Origin of the sequence: Novosphingopyxis sp., from assembly GCF_965218915.1 — a bacterium.
Classification (GTDB): Bacteria; Pseudomonadota; Alphaproteobacteria; order Sphingomonadales; family Sphingomonadaceae; genus Novosphingopyxis.
This window is the reverse complement of sequence record NZ_OZ244708.1, coordinates 137,064-156,075: the sequence shown is the minus strand read 5'-3', so window position 1 is coordinate 156,075 and position 19,012 is coordinate 137,064. Positions and strand designations below refer to the sequence as shown.

Below are 19,012 nucleotides of genomic sequence, written 5' to 3'. Positions count from 1 at the left end.
ATCAGGCGGGGGTGAAGTCCATCGCCACGCCGTTCATGCAATAGCGTTTGCCGGTGGGCTTGGGGCCGTCATCGAACACATGGCCGAGATGCCCGCCGCAGCGCGCGCAACTGACTTCGGTGCGGGCAAAGCCCAGACTGCGATCGGTCGAGGTCACCACCGCGCCCTCGAGCGGCGCGTAGAAGCTGGGCCAGCCGGTGCCGCTCTCGAACTTGGTCTTGCTGCTGTAGAGCTTCTTGTCGCAGGCCGCGCAGGAAAAGATACCGGCGCGATGCTCCTTGTTGAGCGGGCTGGAATAGGCGCGCTCGGTGCCGTCCTCACGAAGGATATGATATTCCGCCGGGGTCAACTGCTTCTTCCACTGCGCCGCCGTCTTGGTGACGGGAAAGCTGCGCGCCTGGGCGGGCGAAGTGCCGCAACCGGCAAAACCGATCATCGCGGTTCCGGCAAAGGCCAGGCCGCCCTTGGTCAGGATGTCGCGGCGGGAGCTGTGAAATAGGGGGGAGCTGCTGGATTGGGTCATGATAATGATACGCCTCGGAAGGATGAATGTCTTCAGTTCGGCGCCCGCGTGCAAACGGTTACCGATTTCATGACAAATTCTAGCAAAAGGTGGTTGAAGCCGCGCTGAACGCGGCGTTCAGCTACCGCGCGAAACCCTCAATAGCGGCTGAGTTCGACCTGCATCGCGCGGTAGCCGTGGACGAAGCAGGCGGCGACCCGCTCCGGCTCCCCGATCACGTTCGCGCGCAGCCGCCGCGCGCCCATCTCCTCCAGCAGGATGCGGATCTGCAGCTCGGCCAGCCGCGCGCCGACGCAGCGGTGGATGCCATAGCCGAACGCCAGATGCCGCCGCGCATTGGCGCGGTCGACGATCAGCTTGTCCGGATCGTCGAAAATGCTCTCGTCGCGATTGGCCGAGAGATACCACAGCGCGATCCGGTCACCCTGTTCGACCTTGTGGCCGAACAGCTCGGTATCCTGCGTCGCGGTGCGCTTCATATGGGCGAGCGGCGTCTGCCAGCGCAGAATTTCCTGCACCGTATTGGGGACGAGCGCAGGGTTTTGCTCGAGCTTCTCGCGCTCGTCCGGGAACCGGTCGAGTCCGTAAGCATAAGCCGACATCGAGTTGCGCGTGGTGTCGTTGCCGCCCACGATCAACAGGATCAGATTGCCCATGAAGGTCATCGGATCCATGTCGCGCATGTCCGAATGGATCATGCGCGAAAGCAGATCGGGCGCCTCGCCCGCTTCCAGCCGCTCGTTCCACAGCTTCTGGAAATAGGTCCCCATTTCATACATGTGGCCGAGCCGTTCGTCGCGGGTTTCCTTGGTCCGGAATTTCTCGACATCGCCCGCCCAGTCGGACCAGAAGGTCAGCTTGCGCCGGTCCTCCCACGGAAAATCGAACAGGATCGCGAGCATTTGCGTGGTCAGTTCGATCGAGAGCCGATCGACCCAGTCGAACGTTTTGCCGACCGGCAGACCATCCAGAATCTCGGCGGTTCGCGCCCGGATATCGCCGCTCATCCGCTCCATCTCGGACGGGGTGAACGCCGGCGCGACGACGCGGCGCTGCTCGGTATGCTTGGGCCGGTCCATCGCGATGAACATGGGCATCTCGACCTGCTCTTCTTCGGGCAGCTCCTGCGCCTCGCGGCCGACCAGGGTGATTCCCGTCGCCTCCGAGGAGAAGATATCGGGCAAGGCCTCGATATGCAGGATCGGTTTGGCGGTCGTGACGTTCCAATAGTCGCCGAAATCCGAACCGACGATCTTGTTGATCGGCGCCGTCTCGCGCATTTCCGCGAAGATCGGCTGCCAGCGATCCTCGGCATAGATTTCGGCGCGGCTGACGTCCCAGTCGTGCGGGGCGGAATGGACCACCGTTTCCTTGGGCGCGTCCTCGGCGGCGGTCGTCTTGAAGGCGGTGGCCATCGGCGTCTCCTGATCCGGCAGGCGATCGGTCGCGCCCGCTCTGATTAGGATGGGCAGCCTCGCATTGCTGACCAGAATGTCAATAGCGTTGCGATCGGCAACCTATCATGCCGGACGAGGATCGATAGCGTCCTTTGCCGCTCGCTTGCGCTTGCCCAGCAGCGCCGCCAGCGCGCCCCCGCTGGCACCCGATTTCATGACGTTGCGGCGGAACAGCATCACGCTCATCCGCACCACCAGCAGCGCGAACATGCCCTGTCCCAGCAGCGCCACCAGATGCGGCCAATATTCGGGCACCTGCGCCGCGCGCGCGATCATGGCGAAGGGCGAGGTGAACGGGATGATGCAGGCGATCAACTCGATCGGCTGGCCGATCTTGCTGACCGTATAAAAAGCGAAGCCGAACACGAACATCTGCAGCATCGTCACCGGCATCGACAGGGTCTGCACCTCGCGCACGGTCGACGCCATCGCGCCGATGCCGAGGAACAGGCTGCCCAGGATCAGATAGGCCATCGCGAAATAAAGGATGCCCAGAATGATGAAGGCCGGCCAGCCGACCGCGGGCACCGGCAGCTCGGGCAATCCCGGGCCCAAGAGCTGCAGCGCGGCCATGCCGGCCATGCCCCACACCGCGATGCCGACGATCGCCATCGCCAGCATGGCGAACAGCTTGCCGATGAACACCGCGTCGATCGGGATCGCGGCGGCCAGGATTTCGATGATCTTGTTCGATTTCTCCTCGACCAAGTTGGACAGCACCATGCCCGCCAGCAGCATGACCAGCAGGAACAGCAGGAACTGCCCGGCCTGCCCGGTAATCAGCTGCGCGCGCTGCTCGCCGCCCGCGCTCGAATCGACCGGATCGACGCGGATGGGCTGCAGCTTGGCGCCCTGGCCGCTGCGCGCCTGCCCGATCAGCAGGGCCAGCTCCGGCCCCATGTCCTTCGCCTGTTCGGGCGTCGCGGTCAGCACGGGATCGGCGAAGCTGCCGCTGAGCACCGCGGCCAGCTTGCCTTTTTTCTCGCCGTCGCCCGCGGCCGCTTCCTGCTCGGCTTCCTTCAGCCAGTCGGCGGGCCTCCGCGCGCTGTCCGGCAGCACGCGCAGATCGGGATAGCGCATGTCGCCGAGCGCCTCCGACAGGCCCTCGCGCGTATCGACCAGCGCCTTGGCCTCGCCCGCGGGCAGGCTGATGCCGACCACGTCGCCGCCGATATCCTCCGCCACCGAACTGCCGAGCGCGCCGAACAACACGCCCGCCGCCACCGGGAACAGCGGCCCAAGCAGGAACATCAGGAACGCCTTGGACATGACCACCGCGGTGAAGTCGCGTCGTCCGACCACCCAGGCCGCGCGGATCGTCTCGTTCATAGCGCTGCTCCCTCACTGCGTTGCCGCTCCATTTCGGCCGCCGCCGCCTCTCCGGCGATGGCGACGAAGGCGTCGTGCAGGCCGGGTCGCTCGATCGACAGCGAACGGATGCCCGCCTTGCCCTCGATCAGCGCGCCGAGCAGCGGCTCGGGGCCGCCCTCGGGCAGGGTGAAATGCCACCAATGGCCTTCGCGTGTCGTCCCCGCGGGCAAGGCGCTGCGCCAGCCGCCCTCGGTCTCGCGCGTTTCCAGATGGACCTGCGGGCGCAGCCGGTCGCGCGCCGATTCGACGCTGCCGTCGAAGCGCACCTTGCCGCCCGCGACGATCGCGACATTTTCGCAAAGCCGTTCGGCATGGGCGATGACATGCGTGGAAAAGATCACGGTGACGCCCGATTCGGCCTGATCGCGGATGAGGCGTTCGAGCTTGCCCTGGTTGATCGCGTCGAGCCCGGAAAACGGCTCGTCGAGCACGATCAGCCGAGGGCGATGGACGATGGTGCCGAGCAATTGCACGGTCTGCGCCATGCCCTTGCTGAGTTCCTTGATCTTCTTGTCCGCGGCATGGCCGAGCCCGGCCTCCTCCATCAGCACGCGGCCGCGCGCGCGGCCTTCCTCGAGCGGAAGCTGGCGCAGCGCGCCCATGAAGGCGATGGTGTCGACCGCCTTCATCGACTGATACAGCCCGCGCTCCTCGGGCAGATAGCCGACCTCGTGCGCGCGCTTCAGCGGCTTTTCGCTGCCGAGCAGGGAGCGCGTCCCCGCGTCGGGATCGATGATGCCGAGCAGCATCCGCAAAAGCGTGGTCTTGCCCGCGCCGTTCGGCCCCAGCATGCCGGTGATGCTGCCCTCAGGAACGTCGAGATCGACCCCGTCCACCGCGACGGTCGATCCGAACCGTTTGACCAGACCGCGCGCTTCGATTGCATTTTTGCCCATGCATGATCCCTAGCCTTTGCCTCCCGGCGTGGTAGCGGGGTCCGATGAACGCGCGCAAGCCTTCGATGGAAGACAGTCTGAAATCCCGCGCGCTGGCGGAAGGCTTCGCCGCCTGCGGTGTCGCGCCCGCCGCGCTCGCGCCCAAGACCGGCGCGCGGCTACGCCAATGGCTGGCGGACGGGGCGCAGGGCGACATGATCTGGATGGAGGGCCGCGCCGACCAGCGCGCGCGGCCGACCATGCTATGGCCCGAGGTGAAATCGGTGATCATGCTGGCGATGAGCTACGCGCCTGGCGACGATCTGTCGGCCTACGACCCGGCTATCAACCCCGACGCTTCGAGCAATGGCCGCATCTCGATCTACGCGCGCGGCAAAGATTATCACGATGTCGTCAAAAAGGCGCTGAAACGCGTCGCGCGCTGGCTGGTGGAGGAAAGCGGCGAGCAGGTTAAGGTGTTCGTCGACACTGCGCCGGTGATGGAAAAGCCGCTGGCCGAGGCGGCAGGCATCGGCTGGCAGGGCAAGCACACGAATGTGCTGAGCCGCGAGCTGGGCAATTTTTTCTTTTTGGGCGCGATTTACACCACGATTGAGTTGGGCGCCAATCTGACAGCGGACACGCCGGGGCAAGACCGTTGCGGCAGCTGCACCGCCTGCCAGCGCGCCTGCCCCACGGACGCCTTTCCCGCGCCCTATCAGCTCGATGCGCGGCGCTGCATCTCCTACCTCACGATCGAGAACAAAGGCCCGATCCCGCGCGACCTTCGGCCCGGCATCGGCAACCATGTCTACGGCTGCGACGATTGCCTGGCCGCCTGCCCCTGGAACAAGTTCGCCCAAGCAAGCGCGGCGAACAAGGCCTTCCTGCCGCGCGCCGAACTGGTCGCGCCGCCGCTCGCCGATTTGCTCGCGCTATCGGATGCGCAGTTTCGCGGGATTTTTTCGGGCTCGCCGATCAAGCGCTCGGGACGCGAACGTATGGTGCGAAACGCCGCGGTGGCGGCGGGCAATAGCGGCGACAAGGGGCTGGTGGCGGCGCTGTTGCCGCTGCTGGACGACGCGGCACCGACGGTGCGCGGCGCGGCGGTCTGGGCGCTGGAGCGGCTCGATCCGGATCGCTTCACGGCGGAGCGGGAACGGCGGCTGGCGGGGGAGCCGGACGAGAGCGTGCGCTGCGAATGGCATGGCGAGTGCCCGGCCGAACACAGCCTGATTGCCGATCAGCATATGTGATAATCGGATGTAAAAATCCGTAGCCCTGAGCCTGTCGAAGGGTGGCCCACAACTGCACGTCCATTCTCGATCGAGAATCGTCCTTCGACAAGCTCAGGACTTATGGTTTCATATGGCAGAAAAGTTGTCGCTCCCTCTGAATTCCCCCGAATGCACACCGGTCCGCTAACTGTCTTCCCTACACGGTTATGTTCGTGCTATGTTCTTCGACCGCCGATCATGGAGGCCAAAATGGATTCGCCCGCCTTTCGCACGCTCGCCGCCCCGCCCCGCCGTTTCCGGTGGCAGGCGCGCATGTTCGGGCCGGTTCGCGCGGAGAGTGAAAAGGGGGGGACGTATCGCGCCGTTTGCGAACTTCCGATCGCGACAAGGCGCTTCAATCCGCAAATAGCCTCGTGCGCGCGCCGAGTGCTTCCCGGCGACGAAAGCGCCCTATTTTGCCTGCAGCGCCGCCACGCAGGCCGCGCGGTCGACCGCCGCGCCGTCGCGCCGCCGCGCATCGACATGGGTCACGACCTCGCGCCCGCTCTTGTCGGCGTAGAGATAGGCATCGAGAATGCACGGCGCGCCGATGAACTGCAGCTTGTGCCCGACCGGCTCGACCACATCCAGCCGCGGCTCGCCGAACAGGCGTTTCAGCGCCTGCTCGTCCCGGCCGAGCACCGCTTCCAGTCCATGTGTGTCGCCCATCGCGTTGGCGTTCGATATGCCTGGAATGCCGACCGGCTTGGCGGGCGAGGTCGCCGGAACGGTGGCGCAGGCCGCGCACAGCAGCGACAGGGCGGCAATCGCCGGTATCTTGTTCATTGCGTCACCGTCCTGCCCGAACGCGGCCCATGGATCATGTGTGTGGCCATGGCGGCGGCAATAACCGGAACGATCAGATTGATAAAGGGTATGCCGAGCCCCGCTGCCGCAGCAAGGCCCAGCACGAAGCGCGGCACCGGCGCGATTTTCTCAGGAGGTTTGGGCCGCTCGGGCGCGTTGTCGAGCACGGCATCGTGGCGCGCGACGACCATCTGTTGCAAATCCTTGCCGATCAATAGGCCGTTGACGATCAGGAACACCATCGGCGCGCCCACCGCGGTGATCAACAGCGCAAGGTAAAGGGGCAATGCGAGCAGATTGTAGAGCACCGCCCGCAGCGCCGATCGCAGACCGATCCTCAGGCCGCGCCAGGCGGACGGCGGCACCGCGCTCGCCGCGCGCGCCGGATAATGGCGCCGCTCGACCGCCGCGACGACATCCTCGGCGAAAAAGCCGACCACCGCCAGCGCCACCGCGCGGAACATCACGAGCCCGCCGAACACGGCCAGGATCAGCGCGCCCGCCGCCGCGACCAGGCTGGTCGACGCCGCGTTCCAGCCGATCCGGGCAAGCATCCATCCGAAGCCGAAATAGACGCCGGTCCCCAGCAAGGCGAAGATCAGCAGCGTCAGCGCCACGCTCTTCAGCAGCACCGCCAGAATCGCGCGGTCGCCAAGCTGGCGGACGGACAGGGCAAGGGCACGCAGCATAACGGCTGTTCCATGACGCAGACGCCCCCTGCCGGTCAATCGCTCTTGAGACGCGCCGCCCCTTGCCTGCCGCTCCCCGCCGCTTTAGGCCGCGCGGCAATGCTTCATCCTCTCCGGAGACCCCAATGACCGACACCCCCTACGACGTCCTCGCCATCGGCAATGCCATCGTCGATGTGATATCCAGCGCCAGCGACGCCTTCATTACCGATCAAAAGCTGGTGAAGGGCGGCATGGATCTGATCGACGCCGAGCGCGCGGTCGGCCTCTATGAAGCCATGGGACCGGGCAAGCAGGTGAGCGGCGGGGCGGCGGCCAACACGCTGAGCGGGCTGGCGATGCTCGGCGCCAAATGCAGCTTCATCGGTCAGGTGGCCGATGACGAACTGGGCAAATTCTACGCGCACGACCTGCGGGCGGCGGGCGTCGACTTCGCCGTTCCCCCGGGCGCCGAGGACGCGCCGACGGGCCGCTGCCTGATCCTGGTCACGCCCGATGGCGAGCGCACGATGAACACGTTTCTGGGCGCATCGCATTATCTGCCCGCCAGCGCGATCAGCGACGATGCCGTCTCCAATGCCCGCATCCTGTTTCTGGAAGGCTATATGTGGGACCCGCCGGAGCCCCGCGCCGCCATGCGCCAGGCCATCGAGATAGCGCGCAAGGCGCGGACCGAGATAGCATTCGGCACATGCGCGGATTTTTGTGTGCGCACGCATCGCGAGGATTTCCGCAAGCTGATCGACGACAACATGATCGACATATTGTTCGCGAACGAGGAAGAGGCCGGAATCTTGGAGGACAGCGATCCCGAGGCCGCGATCGAAACGCTGGCGCGGGACGTGCCGCTGCTGGTGATCACGCGCGGGCCGCGCGGGGCGATCGCGATCCAGGACGGCAAGCGCTACGAAGTCGCGGCGCTGCCGACCAGCGTCGTCGATACCACCGGCGCGGGCGATCTGTTCGCCGCGGGCTTTCTGGCCGGGCGGGTCAAGGGCGAGAGTATCGATCGCTGCCTGCAGATGGGCGCGATCGTGGCGGCTGAAATCGTCTCGCATTTTGGCGCGCGCCCGGAAAAGAACCTGCAACGGCTGATGGACGAGTAACTGGGCTAAGAAGCTTCGCAGCCTGTCACCATATTGCTCCGTCGCTTCCGTCTGGACGGGAACGACGGAGTAGCTGATCCCCTAATTCTGCGCCTCACGCAGCGCTTTTTCTTCCTTGCTTTCGCGCTGTTCACGCTCGCCCGCCTTGCGGAACAGCGCGCGGTCGTCGTCGCCGAAGCCACGCTTCCAGATGACCACGCCATAAGCGAGCATGATCGCCGGGATACCGAGAATCAGCTCGGTCCATTCGGGCAGCATCGAGAACAGATAGAAGATCACCACCGCCGCGCCCGAGGCCCAGATCAGCGCCCAGCGCCACACGCCGACCGGCGCCTCGAGCAGCTTGGATAGAAGCCGCGCCTTGATCGCCGACATCAGCCCGAGCGCCAGCATCAGCGCCAGCGCCGGCATCGCGCCGACATAGAGCGGTGGGAAATCGAGATGCCGCGCGAGCATCAGCAATCCGACCGTCAGCACTCCCTGGAAGGCCAGCACGCTAAGCGAAATGGTGAGATTGCGGTGGCGCGCAATGTAAACCAGCGTCGCCTCGCTCACCACCGCGGGCGCGGCGGCCACCTCGGCCATCAGCAAAAAGGCGAGCGCGCCGGTGCCGCCGACGAATTCGGGCCCGATGACGCCCATCACCGCCTCGCCCGGCAGGCCCAGCGCCAAACTCACGCCCATTTGCGCGGCGATGATCCAGAAGCCGACCTGGCTGACCTGCGCGGCGATGGCGGCCTTGCGGTCTTCCTTCAGGTTGCGGGTGATGACCGGGCCCAGGATCGGATCGAAGCTGGTTTTCAGCTTCTGCGGCAGGCTCGCCACCTGCTGCGCGACATAATAGATGCCGACCACCGCGGGCGAGGCGAACAGGCCGAGGATCGCCAGATCGAGACGGCGGCTGCCCCATTCCACCCCGTCGGCGGCGGCGAGCGGAAAGTTGCGGCGGCTCATTGCGATCATCACGGACAGTTTCGGCCGCCAGTTCTTGGGCGGGCCATAGCTCCTGAAGAACGGCCACAGCGCGGTGACCAGCGCCGCCACCATCGAGATGACGTAGGAGATGACCAGCCCGTCGCGTGGGAACAGATAATAGAGCGGGAAGGCGGTGATCGACACCACCCAGGGTTCGACGATGGCGCGCGCGCGCACCGTCGCCTTGATATCGTAGCGATAGGCCAGCGCGGCCAAGGTTATTTCGGTTATCGCGATGGCGGGAATGACCAGCGGGAGCATTCGATCCAGACCATGGATCGCGGTGCTGGGATACATGATCTGCGGCACCGCGATCAAAAACCCGGCGGCCAGCAGCGACACCAGCACCGACAGCAATATGCCGTCATAGACCACCGCGCTGTGGCCCTCTTCGGTTTCGGACAATTGTTCGGCGAGGCCGCGGCGCAAGCCCATGGTGGCGAGCTGCGCTGCGAATTCGACGATCAGGATCGCGTAGGCAAACCGCCCGAGCAAATCCGGTCCGTACAGCCGCCCGGCGATGAACAGGAACGGCAGGCGCGCGGCGAGACGCAGCAGAAAGCCGAAGATGTTGGTCCGCCCGCCCTTGGCAAGCGCCGCAATGTCCCGCGCGTCGCGCGCGCTGCTGCCGTCCACCCTGGCCCTCCTGATCCGCCCGTCTAGCCGTCCCTTGGCGGACGCGCTAGCCTCGGCCTTTCGGACGACCGGCGGGACCGGGCCGTTCGGCGCGCAGCGGCCGCGCGAGCAGACCGCCGATCACCTCGTCCACGCTTTGCGTGCCGTCCAGCAAGCGGCAGACCGCCTGCACGATCGGCATGTCCACGCCCATGCTCGCCGCCTCACGCGCCAGCACCGGTGCCGTCGCCGCGCCCTCCGCCACCGTGCGGCGGCCCGACAGCAAATCGGCGGCGGGCGTACCTTCGCCCAGTCCCTTGCCGAGCGAGAAATTGCGCGAATTTTCCGAGCTGCAGGTCAGCACCAGATCGCCCAGCCCGGACAGGCCCGATAATGTTTCCGCCCGCGCGCCCTTGGCCAGACCGAAACGGGTCATTTCGGCGAACCCGCGCCCGATCAGCGCCGCGCGCGCGTTGAGACCCAGCCCGGCGCCCGCGACCACGCCGCAGCCGATGGCCAGCACGTTCTTCACCGCGCCGCCGATCTCCGCGCCGACCAGATCGTCCGAATAATAGGGCCGGAAGGCGGGCCGGGCAATGCGCGGGGAGAGATCGTCCCACAACGCCTCGCTCTCGCAGGCAAGCGTCACCGCGGCAGGCTGTCCACGCGCGACCTCGTGCGCAAAGGTCGGTCCGGAAAGGATCGCAACCTTTCGGCCGGGCGCTACCTCTCGCGCGACATCGCACATGAGCAGGCCGGTGTCCGCCTCGATGCCCTTGGCGCACAGCAGCAGCGGCGCGTCGCCATCGGGCAAAGTGCCGAGCGCCGAACGCAGATATTGTGCCGGCGTTACGATCAACAGAACCGGACAATCGGCAAGATCGGCGATGTCGCCGGTCGCCAGCACGCCGGACGACAGCGGAGTGTCGGGCAGGAAGATCCTGTTCGTGCCGGTTCCGGCGATTGCTTCCACGACCTCGCGCTCGCGCGCCCACAGGCGCACCGTGCCGCCCTCGCTCGTCAGCACCTGCGCCAAGGCGGTGCCCCAGGCGCCGGCGCCGACGATGCCGGCGATCGGGGGGTCGGCCGCGTTCACGCTTTAACGCCCGCGCCGCGGACGGCCGAAGCGGTTTCATCGAGCGGCCAGCGCGGACGCGCCGGGATGTCGAGCGGATCGTTCAGCCCGGCGGCGAAGCGCTCAGCCCCGGCCCAGGCGATCATCGCGGCATTGTCGGTGCACAGCCACAGCGGCGGCGCGACGAAGCGCATGTCGCGCTCACCCGCCAGTTCCTGCAGCATCGCGCGCACCGCGCCATTGGCGGCAACCCCGCCCGCGACGACCAGCGCGGCCAGTCTTTCGGTGCGATCGAGTATATGGTTCAGCCGGTCGCGCAGGCAATCGATCACCGCCATCTGGAACGAGGCGGCGATATCTTCCGCGCCATATTGCCCACTCTCGCTGGCGCGCAGCACGGCGCTCTTGAGGCCGGCGAAGCTGAAATGCGGTTCCTTCGACCCAGCGAGCGGACGCGGCAGCGGCACGGCGTGCGGATCGCCACTTTCCGCCGCCTTTTCCACCGCCGGACCGCCCGGAAAGCCGAGGCCGAGCAATTTGGCGGTCTTGTCAAATGCCTCGCCCGCCGCATCGTCGATCGTCGTGGCCAGCCGTTCATAGGCGCCGACGCCGTTCACCCGCAAAATCTGGCAATGGCCGCCCGAGACGAGCAGCAGCAGATAGGGGAAATCGAGATCGGGATCGACGAGTCTCGGCGACAGCGCATGGCCCTCCAGATGGTTGACCGCGATCAGCGGTTTGCCGCTCGCCAGCGCCAGCGCCTTGCCGGTGACGAGCCCGACCATCACCCCGCCGATCAGCCCCGGCCCCGCGGTCGCGGCGATCGCGTCGACGTCGGACAGCCTGGCGCCCGCCTCCGCGAACACCGCTTCGACCAGCGGCGTCATCTTCTCGGCATGCGCGCGGGCGGCGATTTCGGGTACCACGCCGCCATACGGCCGGTGGCGCTCCTCTTGACCCGCCAGCCGGTGCGCGATGATCCGCCGGTCGCTCGTCACCAGCGCCGCCGCGGTCTCGTCGCAGCTCGATTCCAGACCCAATATGACCGCCATTGCCCTTTTCCTTAGCGGGCGGCATCGCTAGCACAAGGCGCATCATGCCCGATGCCTTCTCCCCCGCTCGCCCCTTGCGCCTCGGCACGCGCCGCTCTCCGCTGGCGATGGCGCAAGCACGGTTGACCGCGCGCGCGCTGATCGAGGCGCATGGCTGGGACGAGGGGGCGATCGAACTGGTGCTGCTGCAATCGAGCGGCGACAAGGTGCAGGACCGCGCGCTTGCCGAGATCGGCGGCAAGGCCCTGTGGACGCGCGAGCTCGACGCGGCGCTGGGCGAAGGCCGGATCGACGCCGCCGTGCATTCGATGAAGGATGTCGAGACGATCCGCCCGGCCGCGATTCTCATCGCCGCGATCCTGCCGCGCGCCGATGCGCGCGACCGGCTGATCGGCGCCGCGTCGATAGATACTTTGCAACATAATGCGCGCATCGGCACCGCCAGCCCGCGCCGCGCCGCGCAACTCCTCAGCCTGCGTCCCGATCTGCGGATTCAGCTGATTCGCGGCAATGTCGGCACGCGGCTGGCCAAGATCGAACGCGGCGAGGCCGACGCGACCATGCTTGCCGCCGCCGGGCTCGACCGGCTGGGCATGGTCGGTATCGGCGTGGCGATGCCCGAAAGCGTCATGCTGCCCGCGCCGGCGCAAGGCGCGATCGGTATCGAGACGCTGGCGGCAAACGACGCCGCACATGCCGCGTTCGACGCCATTGACGACCGCGCTTGCCATGCCTGCGTGGCCGCGGAACGCGCTTTGCTCTACGCGCTGGGTGCCGATTGCCACTCACCGGTCGCAGCCCATGCCGTAATGAAAGACGAACGCATCCACATGACCGCCCAGATCCTGACCAATGACGGCAGCGAACAGGTCCGCGCCGACGCGCTGTTCGCCGATGCCGGCGGCCCTGCGCCCGCCAATCTGGCGCGCGACCTGCTCGGCGGGGCGAGCGGGAAACTGGCCGCGCTGTTCAGCGGCGCCCCGGACGGAGGCCGTGCATGAGCGCCGATCTCGTCATCATTCGCCCCGCCCCCGGCGCGGGCCGGACCGCGCGGGCCGCACGCGCCAACGGGCTTATGCCGATCGTGCACAGCTTGTTCGAGGCGAAACCGCTGCGATGGGAGCCGCCTGACCCCGCGCTCTACGATGCGCTGATCGTGTCGAGCGCCACCGCGTTGCGGCTCGGCGGGCCCGCGCTCACCGCGCTGCAGACGCTGCCCGTTCATGCGGTCGGCGCAGCCACCGCGTCCGCCGCCCGCGCGCTCGGTTTCAATGTCGCGATGGTCGGAGACGCCGGGATCGAAACGCTTGCGCACGAATTGGCCCGGCCCACGCCGCAGCGCTTCCTGCGGCTGGCGGGACGCCAGCATATCGAGCTGGTCGAGCCCGGCATGCTGATCGACACCGCCATTGTCTACGCCGTCGATCCGGTGCCGATGCCGCCCGCGCTCAGGGAGCGCCTGGCAAAGGGCGCGGTTACCGTGGCGCTGCACTCGCCGCGCGCCGCACGCCATTTCGCCGCCGAATGCGACCGGCTCGGTCTCGGCCGCAAAGACATCGCGCTTGCTGCCCTGTCGGAAAATGTCGCCGACGCGGCGGGCGGGGGCTGGCGGCACGTCGCCACTGCCGACGCACCCGAAGATGCGCGTCTGTTGTCGGCGGCGACCCATGGGGCTAGACCGTGAGACGAACCGGCGCGAAGCGTCGTTCGATAGCAGTGATACGGGGACCGAAATGAGCGATTACGAGCCGATCCGGAACAACGGCGGCAGCCCGTCCGGCCTGCGTAACGTGCTGATCGCAGTGTTGATCGCCTTCGTGGGCGGTGCTATCGCCACGGGATGGCTGCTCACGCGTTCGGACTTCGGGATGACCCCAAGCGAGCCGAAGCAGGAAGAGGCCGCGCCCGCGAATAGCGCGAGTGTGGACCGGCTGGCGCAGCGGATCGATGCGCAAGGCCGGGTTGCCGCGCCGGGCGATCCGACCGCGGACGTCGGCAGGCAGAGTGACGCGAATACGGGCTCCAGTCTCGATGCCGCGCTGTCGCGGCGCGTCGGCGATCTGGAGGACCGCCTCTCGCGGGTCAATGTGCAGGCACAGGCCGCCTCGGGCAACGCCACGCGCGCCGAGGGGCTGCTGATCGCCTTTGCCGCGCGCCGCGCGCTCGATACCGGTTCTTCGCTCGGCTATATTCGCGATCAGTTGCGGCTGCGCTTCGGCGACGCGCTGCCCAATGCGGTGCGTATCGTCATCGATGCGTCGGACGATGCGGTCACGCTAGAGCAATTGCAGAGCGAGCTAGACGAGATCGGCGACCGGCTAACGGTGGGCGGCAGAAAGCAGGCGCTGTGGCCCTCGATCAAGCGCGAGGTCAGCGAATTGTTCGTCCTTCGCAGGGAAGGCACGCCTTCGCCCGCCCCGTCGCAGCGGCTATTGCGCGCGCGCCGCTTTACCGAAGCCGGCAATATCGCCGCCGCCGTTGCCGAGGTCGAAAAACTGCCGAATCAGGACGAAGCCGCCGGCTGGCTGGCGCAGGCGCGGCGCTATGCGCAGGCCCGCGATGCGCTCGACCGGATCGAAAACGCCGCCATCCTCCAGCCGCGCCGCAGCAATGCGGCCATGGGCGACAGCGGTGCGCTGGCCGGCAACCAGACTTTCACGGTACAGCAGGCGCAGCCTAGCGCGAATGCACCGTCCTCGATGGCCCAACCCTCCGTGGCCCTGCCCGCATCGGCAGAACCGCAATATTGAAGCGGGGCCGAGATGGCTTGGATGTCCAAGAATCTTACCGGACGGCTTGCTGACCTTCACGGGCCAGGCCGGCGTTTCCCATGTCATGGTGGCTTACCCATTGCTCGCCAGATTTCGCCACATTTCGGCAGCGATCTAAATTGGTTAACTTTGAATTTCTCGACTGACTGAATATAGGCTGATCTGCGCGGTGGCTTGTCGTGCGATCGGCGAACGGGTGTGAAGGCGCAGTGGCCAAGTCTAAACCGACAATCGACGACGTCGCAGCGCTTTCCGGCGTCGGACGCGCCACCGTCTCGCGTGTTATCAACAACGGGCCCCATGTGCGCCCCGAGATGCGTCGGCGCGTAATGGAGGCGATCAGCAAACTCGGTTACACGGTCAATGTTCAGGCGCGGAATCTCGCGACCGGGCACAGCCGCCAGGTTCTCCTGATCCACGAATCCAATCACGAAACGGAACCGAACAGCTATTATTTTTCCGGCTTGGAACTCGGCGCGTTGCAGAGCTGTGCCGAGCGTGGATATCGACTGGTTGCCCAAGCGATCGATCGCGACGCACGAACCTGGAAGTCCGCGATTGTCGAACTGGTTGAAAATGGTCGCTACGACGGACTGATATTGCCCCCTCCGTTCTCGGACGATGCCGATCTCATTCGCGCAATCAAGAACGTCCCATGCGCCCTGATATGCATTTCGGCGGGGAAGGGAGTCAGGGATTTGGTCCCGTCAATCGGCATCGATGATGAGCGCGCGGGCTATGACATAGCGCGCCATCTTTTGGATCTTGGACATCGCAGGATTGCCTATATCAAAGGCATCAAAGGTCATGCATCGGCGGAGATGCGGTTCGCCGGCCTAGGGCGCGCCTTGGCCGAGCGCGGGATCGAGCCAGCCTCAGTGGTCGCTGAAAGAGGCAATTTCACGTTTAGATCGGGCATAGAGTGCGGGGAACGAATTTTGGAAAGGGAGCCGGACGTTACCGCCATCATATGCGCCAATGACGATATGGCTGCGGGCGTTCTGCTGGTCTGCCACAAGGCCGGCCTGGCGGTACCTTCGCAAATATCGGTGGCCGGCTTCGACGATACGCCGATGTCTTCCATCGTCTGGCCCCCCCTGACGACCGTCCATCAACCGATCAAGGACCTGGCGCGCCGCGCCGCTGCGATGCTGTTGAAATTGGTGGAGGACGGCGGTGCCGATGAGGATGGCTATCTCACCTGCATCGATCACGGCATCGTGATCAGGCAGTCGACTGCGCCTCCACCTCGTTAGACGCTACTCGGCGTGCATTGCATGGCTGACTTGATGCGTTCCGGACGGCTTTCTCCAATCGGCTTTTCTCTTGCACAATCTCAACCCTTGGCATAACTTGGAAGCGCTTCCAAAAGCTCGGCTCAAGACCGGCGAGAAGTCAATAACGTGATCCGGCAAACGCCGACACGAAAAGAGGGTGAGGATCTATGAGAAACGCTGCAGCATGCGCAGACCGTTTGCGACTGTCAAAATTGCTATCCCTTCGTCTTGCGGGCTCGGCCCTGGCGATTGCAGTATCGCTTCCGGCCCCCCTGTTCGCTCAAGAAGCCGCGGCGCCCGTTCCGGGAAGCGAGGATGAGGATCCGGATGGCCCGCTTCCGCCGGAGGCCGACGATTATCCGAACGAAATCGTGGTGTCCGGTATTCGGCGCGGAATCGAGGATGCGATCTCGATCAAGCGCGACGCGACCTCGATCGTCGAGGCGGTGTCCGCCGAGGATATCGGCAAGCTGCCCGATCTGTCGATCGCCGAATCGATCGCCCGGCTGCCCGGCCTGGCCGCTCAGCGCGTGAACGGACGCGCGCAGGTCATCTCGATCCGCGGACTGGCGCCGGATTTCACCACCACCCTGCTCAACGGCCGTCAGCAGGCGAGCTCGGGCGACAACCGTGCGGTGGAATTCGATCAATATCCCTCGGAGCTTTTGTCGAGCGTGGTGATCTACAAGACGCCGGACTCGGAAATCGCCGGCATGGGTCTGTCGGGCACCGCCGATCTGCGCACCGTACGGCCGTTGCTGTTCGGCAAGCAGGCGTTCGCGGTGAACCTGCGCGGCGAGAAGACCGAGGGCGAACGGCTCAACGACGATGTGCGCAATTACGGCTTTCGCGCCAGCGCCAGCTATATCGACCAGTTCGCCAACGACACGCTCGGCATCGCACTGGGCTACGCGCATCTCGATTCGCCGTCGAGCAACCGGCATTTCAAGGCGTATAATTACGAGGCGTTCGGATTTGCAGTGACGCCCGACAGCGCCGACGACGCGCTGGTCATCAACGGCCAGGAGATTTTCGTCACCTCCCGGCTCAACAAGCGCGACGCGTTCATCGGTATTCTGGAGTGGGAACCCAGCGACCGTGTCCATCTGACGTTCGACGGCTATTATTCGCATTTCTACCAGAACGAGATCACGCGCGGCGCACAATGGTTCTCCAATCCCTATGCCGACGACCTGAGATTTACCGATATCGTTACCGAGGACCGCGGCGGCACTCCGGTCGCCTTGAGCGGTGTCGCCAACCGGTTCGTGCCGATTCTGCGCAACGATAACAACCAGCGCTCCGACGATCTGTTCTCGGCCGGCCTCAACGCCGAGTTCCAGATGGACGATCGCACGCGCTTCATCGCCGATCTGTCCTATTCGCGCAACAAGCGCGACGAGCAGATTCTCGAAACCTATGCCGGCTACGGGCTCGGCGACGGCGGCGTGACGCCGGGCACGCCGAATGTCGGCCGCACCTTTGACGATGTCGCGTTCGAGACTCCCGAGGACGGCTTCCCCACCTATGGCGAGGGGCTGGACTATGCCGATGCCTCGCAAGTGTCGCTGGGAGACCGCGCACCATGGGGCGGATGGGGCCATGACGGAGCGATCCGCTTCCCGGAAGTCGAGGAAGACGTCTATTCGCTCGACCTGCGCTTGGCGCACGAGACCGAGGGCTTTTTCAGCGGCTTCGGCGCGGGCGTCAATTATACGCGCCGGGACAAGCGCAAGTTCGTCCTGGAGAACGACCTGTTTCTCAAGGACGGGCGCCAGCAGGTGCTGATCGACCCCGACTTCCTGGAAGAGCCCACCTCGCTGGGGTTCGCCGGGTTCGGCGATGTCATCAGCTACAACGCCAGCGACCTGCTTTCGACCTATTACGACCAGCAGCAGATCCGCGACGCCAATTTCTTCGACAAGAACTGGAAGGTCACCGAGGATGTGGTCACCTTCTTCGCCAAGGCGAGCATCGACTGGGGCAGCCTGCGCGGCAATGTCGGCGTCCAGGCCGTCAGCCAGACGCAGCGGTCGAGCGGCGTCATCATCAACGGGGACAATCCGATCAGCCGGGTGGTACAGGACAGCTATCTCGATATCCTGCCCAGTCTGAACCTGATCTACGATCTCGGCGGCGGCCACCGGTTGCGCTTCTCGGCATCCAAAACCCTGGCACGCCCGCGGATCGACGAACTGCGCGCCAATGTCACGCCGGGGTTCAACTCCTTGGTCTGCACGTCGCAGGGCGCGGATGTCTGTACGCCGGGCCAGACCGTGAACCCGTTTTCCGCGAGCGGCGGCAATCCCAATCTGAAGCCCTGGCGGGCGGACGCGGTGGACGCGGCCTATGAATGGTATCTCAATCCGACCAGCTACCTTTCGATCGCCGGCTTCTACAAGAAGCTGAACAGCTACATCTACCAGCGGGTCGGACTGTTCGATTTCACCGGCATTCCGCTGCCGATCGGCGCCTCGCAAATCCCTGACGACGTCATCATCAGCCGGATCGGGCAGATCACCCTGCCCGACAATGGCGAGGGCGGGCATGTCAAGGGGCTGGAGTTCAGCGGCGCGTTCAACTTCGGAACGATCACCAGCGCGCTCGACGGCTTCGGCGTTCTGGGCAGCTTGTCGCTGACCGATTCCAACCTCAATCCCGTGCCGGAAACGATCGATAATCCGGTTCCCGACGAGGCGCAGACGGTGCGAATTCCAGGGTTGTCGGGTACGGTTTACAACATCACCGGCTATTACGAACGGGACGGCTTCCAGGCTCGGATCAGCCAGCGCTACCGTTCGGGGTTCAAGGGCGAGGTGGTGCAGTTGTTCGCGACGCGCGGTTTCACCGAGATCCTGGCCGACAAACAGGTCGACGCGCAAATCGGCTACACCGTTCAGAGCGGCGCTCTGGAAGGCCTCGGCTTTCTGTTTCAGGTGAACAACCTTACCAATTCGCCCTATCGCACGCGGATCGGCCTGGACGGCGGCGGCGTGCAGACGGAAGACGGCGGCTCGCTCTTGGAAACCTACGAGGAATATGGCCGCAACTTCCTGCTTGGCATCAACTACAGGTTCTGACGAGAGGCCGCCATGGACCGGACAATGGATGGTGCCGACGGTCGACGCCTTTGGCGTTTCCT

At 65.5% G+C, this 19,012-nt stretch carries 16 protein-coding genes; 7 read left to right on the top strand and 9 right to left on the bottom strand.

Going from position 1 to position 19,012, the window contains the following annotated elements:
* Window position 1: 1 nt before the first annotated feature.
* From msrB to ACOQPC_RS00825, 4 genes are all read right to left on the bottom strand, one after another.
* Window positions 2-523, bottom strand: coding sequence for a peptide-methionine (R)-S-oxide reductase MsrB (gene msrB, locus ACOQPC_RS00840; RefSeq protein ID WP_420606787.1), 522 nt, complete (start codon window positions 521-523; stop codon window positions 2-4).
* A 137-nt stretch (window positions 524-660) separates the two neighbouring features.
* A complete protein-coding gene (locus ACOQPC_RS00835) occupies window positions 661-1,938 on the bottom strand; it encodes a cytochrome P450 (protein ID WP_420606786.1) in 1,278 nt (425 codons plus the stop codon).
* A 105-nt stretch (window positions 1,939-2,043) separates the two neighbouring features.
* Window positions 2,044-3,309, bottom strand: a complete 1,266-nt coding sequence (locus tag ACOQPC_RS00830) for an ABC transporter permease (protein ID WP_420606785.1) — start codon at window positions 3,307-3,309, stop codon at window positions 2,044-2,046.
* Entirely contained in the window at window positions 3,306-4,247 is a 942-nt protein-coding gene (locus ACOQPC_RS00825) for an ABC transporter ATP-binding protein (protein ID WP_420606784.1), read from the bottom strand. The genes ACOQPC_RS00830 and ACOQPC_RS00825 overlap by 4 nt, the downstream gene beginning before the upstream one ends.
* A gap of 44 nt (window positions 4,248-4,291) precedes the next feature.
* Here ACOQPC_RS00825 and queG point away from each other — a divergent pair, with 44 nt between their 5' ends.
* Window positions 4,292-5,482: a tRNA epoxyqueuosine(34) reductase QueG gene (gene queG, locus ACOQPC_RS00820; protein ID WP_420606783.1), complete on the top strand. Its 1,191-nt coding sequence runs from the start codon at window positions 4,292-4,294 to the stop codon at window positions 5,480-5,482.
* Window positions 5,483-5,914: 432 nt separating this feature from the next.
* Here the strand turns inward: queG and ACOQPC_RS00815 are convergent, their stop codons facing one another.
* Both ACOQPC_RS00815 and ACOQPC_RS00810 read right to left on the bottom strand, forming a co-directional pair.
* Complete coding sequence (locus tag ACOQPC_RS00815) at window positions 5,915-6,289, bottom strand: hypothetical protein (RefSeq protein ID WP_420606782.1); 375 nt, start codon at window positions 6,287-6,289, stop codon at window positions 5,915-5,917.
* Window positions 6,286-6,999, bottom strand: a complete 714-nt coding sequence (locus ACOQPC_RS00810; RefSeq protein WP_420606781.1) for an EI24 domain-containing protein — start codon at window positions 6,997-6,999, stop codon at window positions 6,286-6,288. The genes ACOQPC_RS00815 and ACOQPC_RS00810 overlap by 4 nt, the downstream gene beginning before the upstream one ends.
* Window positions 7,000-7,124: 125 nt before the next feature.
* On the opposite strand from ACOQPC_RS00810, the gene ACOQPC_RS00805 reads away from it, so the two are divergent.
* Complete coding sequence (locus tag ACOQPC_RS00805; RefSeq protein ID WP_420606780.1) at window positions 7,125-8,105, top strand: adenosine kinase; 981 nt, start codon at window positions 7,125-7,127, stop codon at window positions 8,103-8,105.
* A gap of 81 nt (window positions 8,106-8,186) precedes the next feature.
* Here ACOQPC_RS00805 and ACOQPC_RS00800 read toward each other — a convergent pair whose 3' ends face one another.
* From ACOQPC_RS00800 to tsaD, 3 genes are read right to left on the bottom strand one after another with little or no spacing between them, the layout of a single operon-like run.
* Window positions 8,187-9,716: a lipopolysaccharide biosynthesis protein gene (locus tag ACOQPC_RS00800; RefSeq protein ID WP_420606779.1), complete on the bottom strand. Its 1,530-nt coding sequence runs from the start codon at window positions 9,714-9,716 to the stop codon at window positions 8,187-8,189.
* A 46-nt stretch (window positions 9,717-9,762) separates the two neighbouring features.
* Window positions 9,763-10,791 (bottom strand): NAD(P)H-dependent glycerol-3-phosphate dehydrogenase, encoded by a 1,029-nt coding sequence (locus ACOQPC_RS00795; RefSeq protein WP_420606778.1) that lies wholly within the window; start codon window positions 10,789-10,791, stop codon window positions 9,763-9,765.
* Window positions 10,788-11,822 (bottom strand): tRNA (adenosine(37)-N6)-threonylcarbamoyltransferase complex transferase subunit TsaD, encoded by a 1,035-nt coding sequence (gene tsaD / locus ACOQPC_RS00790; RefSeq protein WP_420606777.1) that lies wholly within the window; start codon window positions 11,820-11,822, stop codon window positions 10,788-10,790. Before tsaD ends, ACOQPC_RS00795 begins: the two co-directional genes overlap by 4 nt.
* A gap of 44 nt (window positions 11,823-11,866) precedes the next feature.
* Here tsaD and hemC point away from each other — a divergent pair, with 44 nt between their 5' ends.
* The 5 genes from hemC (at window position 11,867) to ACOQPC_RS00765 (ending at window position 18,950) form a co-directional block, all read left to right on the top strand.
* On the top strand, window positions 11,867-12,823 hold the full coding sequence (gene hemC / locus ACOQPC_RS00785; RefSeq protein ID WP_420606776.1) for a hydroxymethylbilane synthase: 957 nt from the start codon (window positions 11,867-11,869) through the stop codon (window positions 12,821-12,823).
* Entirely contained in the window at window positions 12,820-13,506 is a 687-nt protein-coding gene (locus ACOQPC_RS00780; protein ID WP_420606775.1) for a uroporphyrinogen-III synthase, read from the top strand. Before hemC ends, ACOQPC_RS00780 begins: the two co-directional genes overlap by 4 nt.
* Window positions 13,507-13,555: 49 nt before the next feature.
* Window positions 13,556-14,572, top strand: coding sequence for a hypothetical protein (locus ACOQPC_RS00775; RefSeq protein ID WP_420606774.1), 1,017 nt, complete (start codon window positions 13,556-13,558; stop codon window positions 14,570-14,572).
* Between the two features lie 230 nt (window positions 14,573-14,802).
* Window positions 14,803-15,849 carry a LacI family DNA-binding transcriptional regulator gene (locus ACOQPC_RS00770; protein ID WP_420606773.1) on the top strand — a complete coding sequence of 349 codons (1,047 nt, stop codon included), beginning with the start codon at window positions 14,803-14,805 and terminating at the stop codon, window positions 15,847-15,849.
* Between the two features lie 395 nt (window positions 15,850-16,244).
* Window positions 16,245-18,950 (top strand): TonB-dependent receptor, encoded by a 2,706-nt coding sequence (locus ACOQPC_RS00765; protein WP_420606772.1) that lies wholly within the window; start codon window positions 16,245-16,247, stop codon window positions 18,948-18,950.
* Window positions 18,951-19,012: the final 62 nt, after the last annotated feature.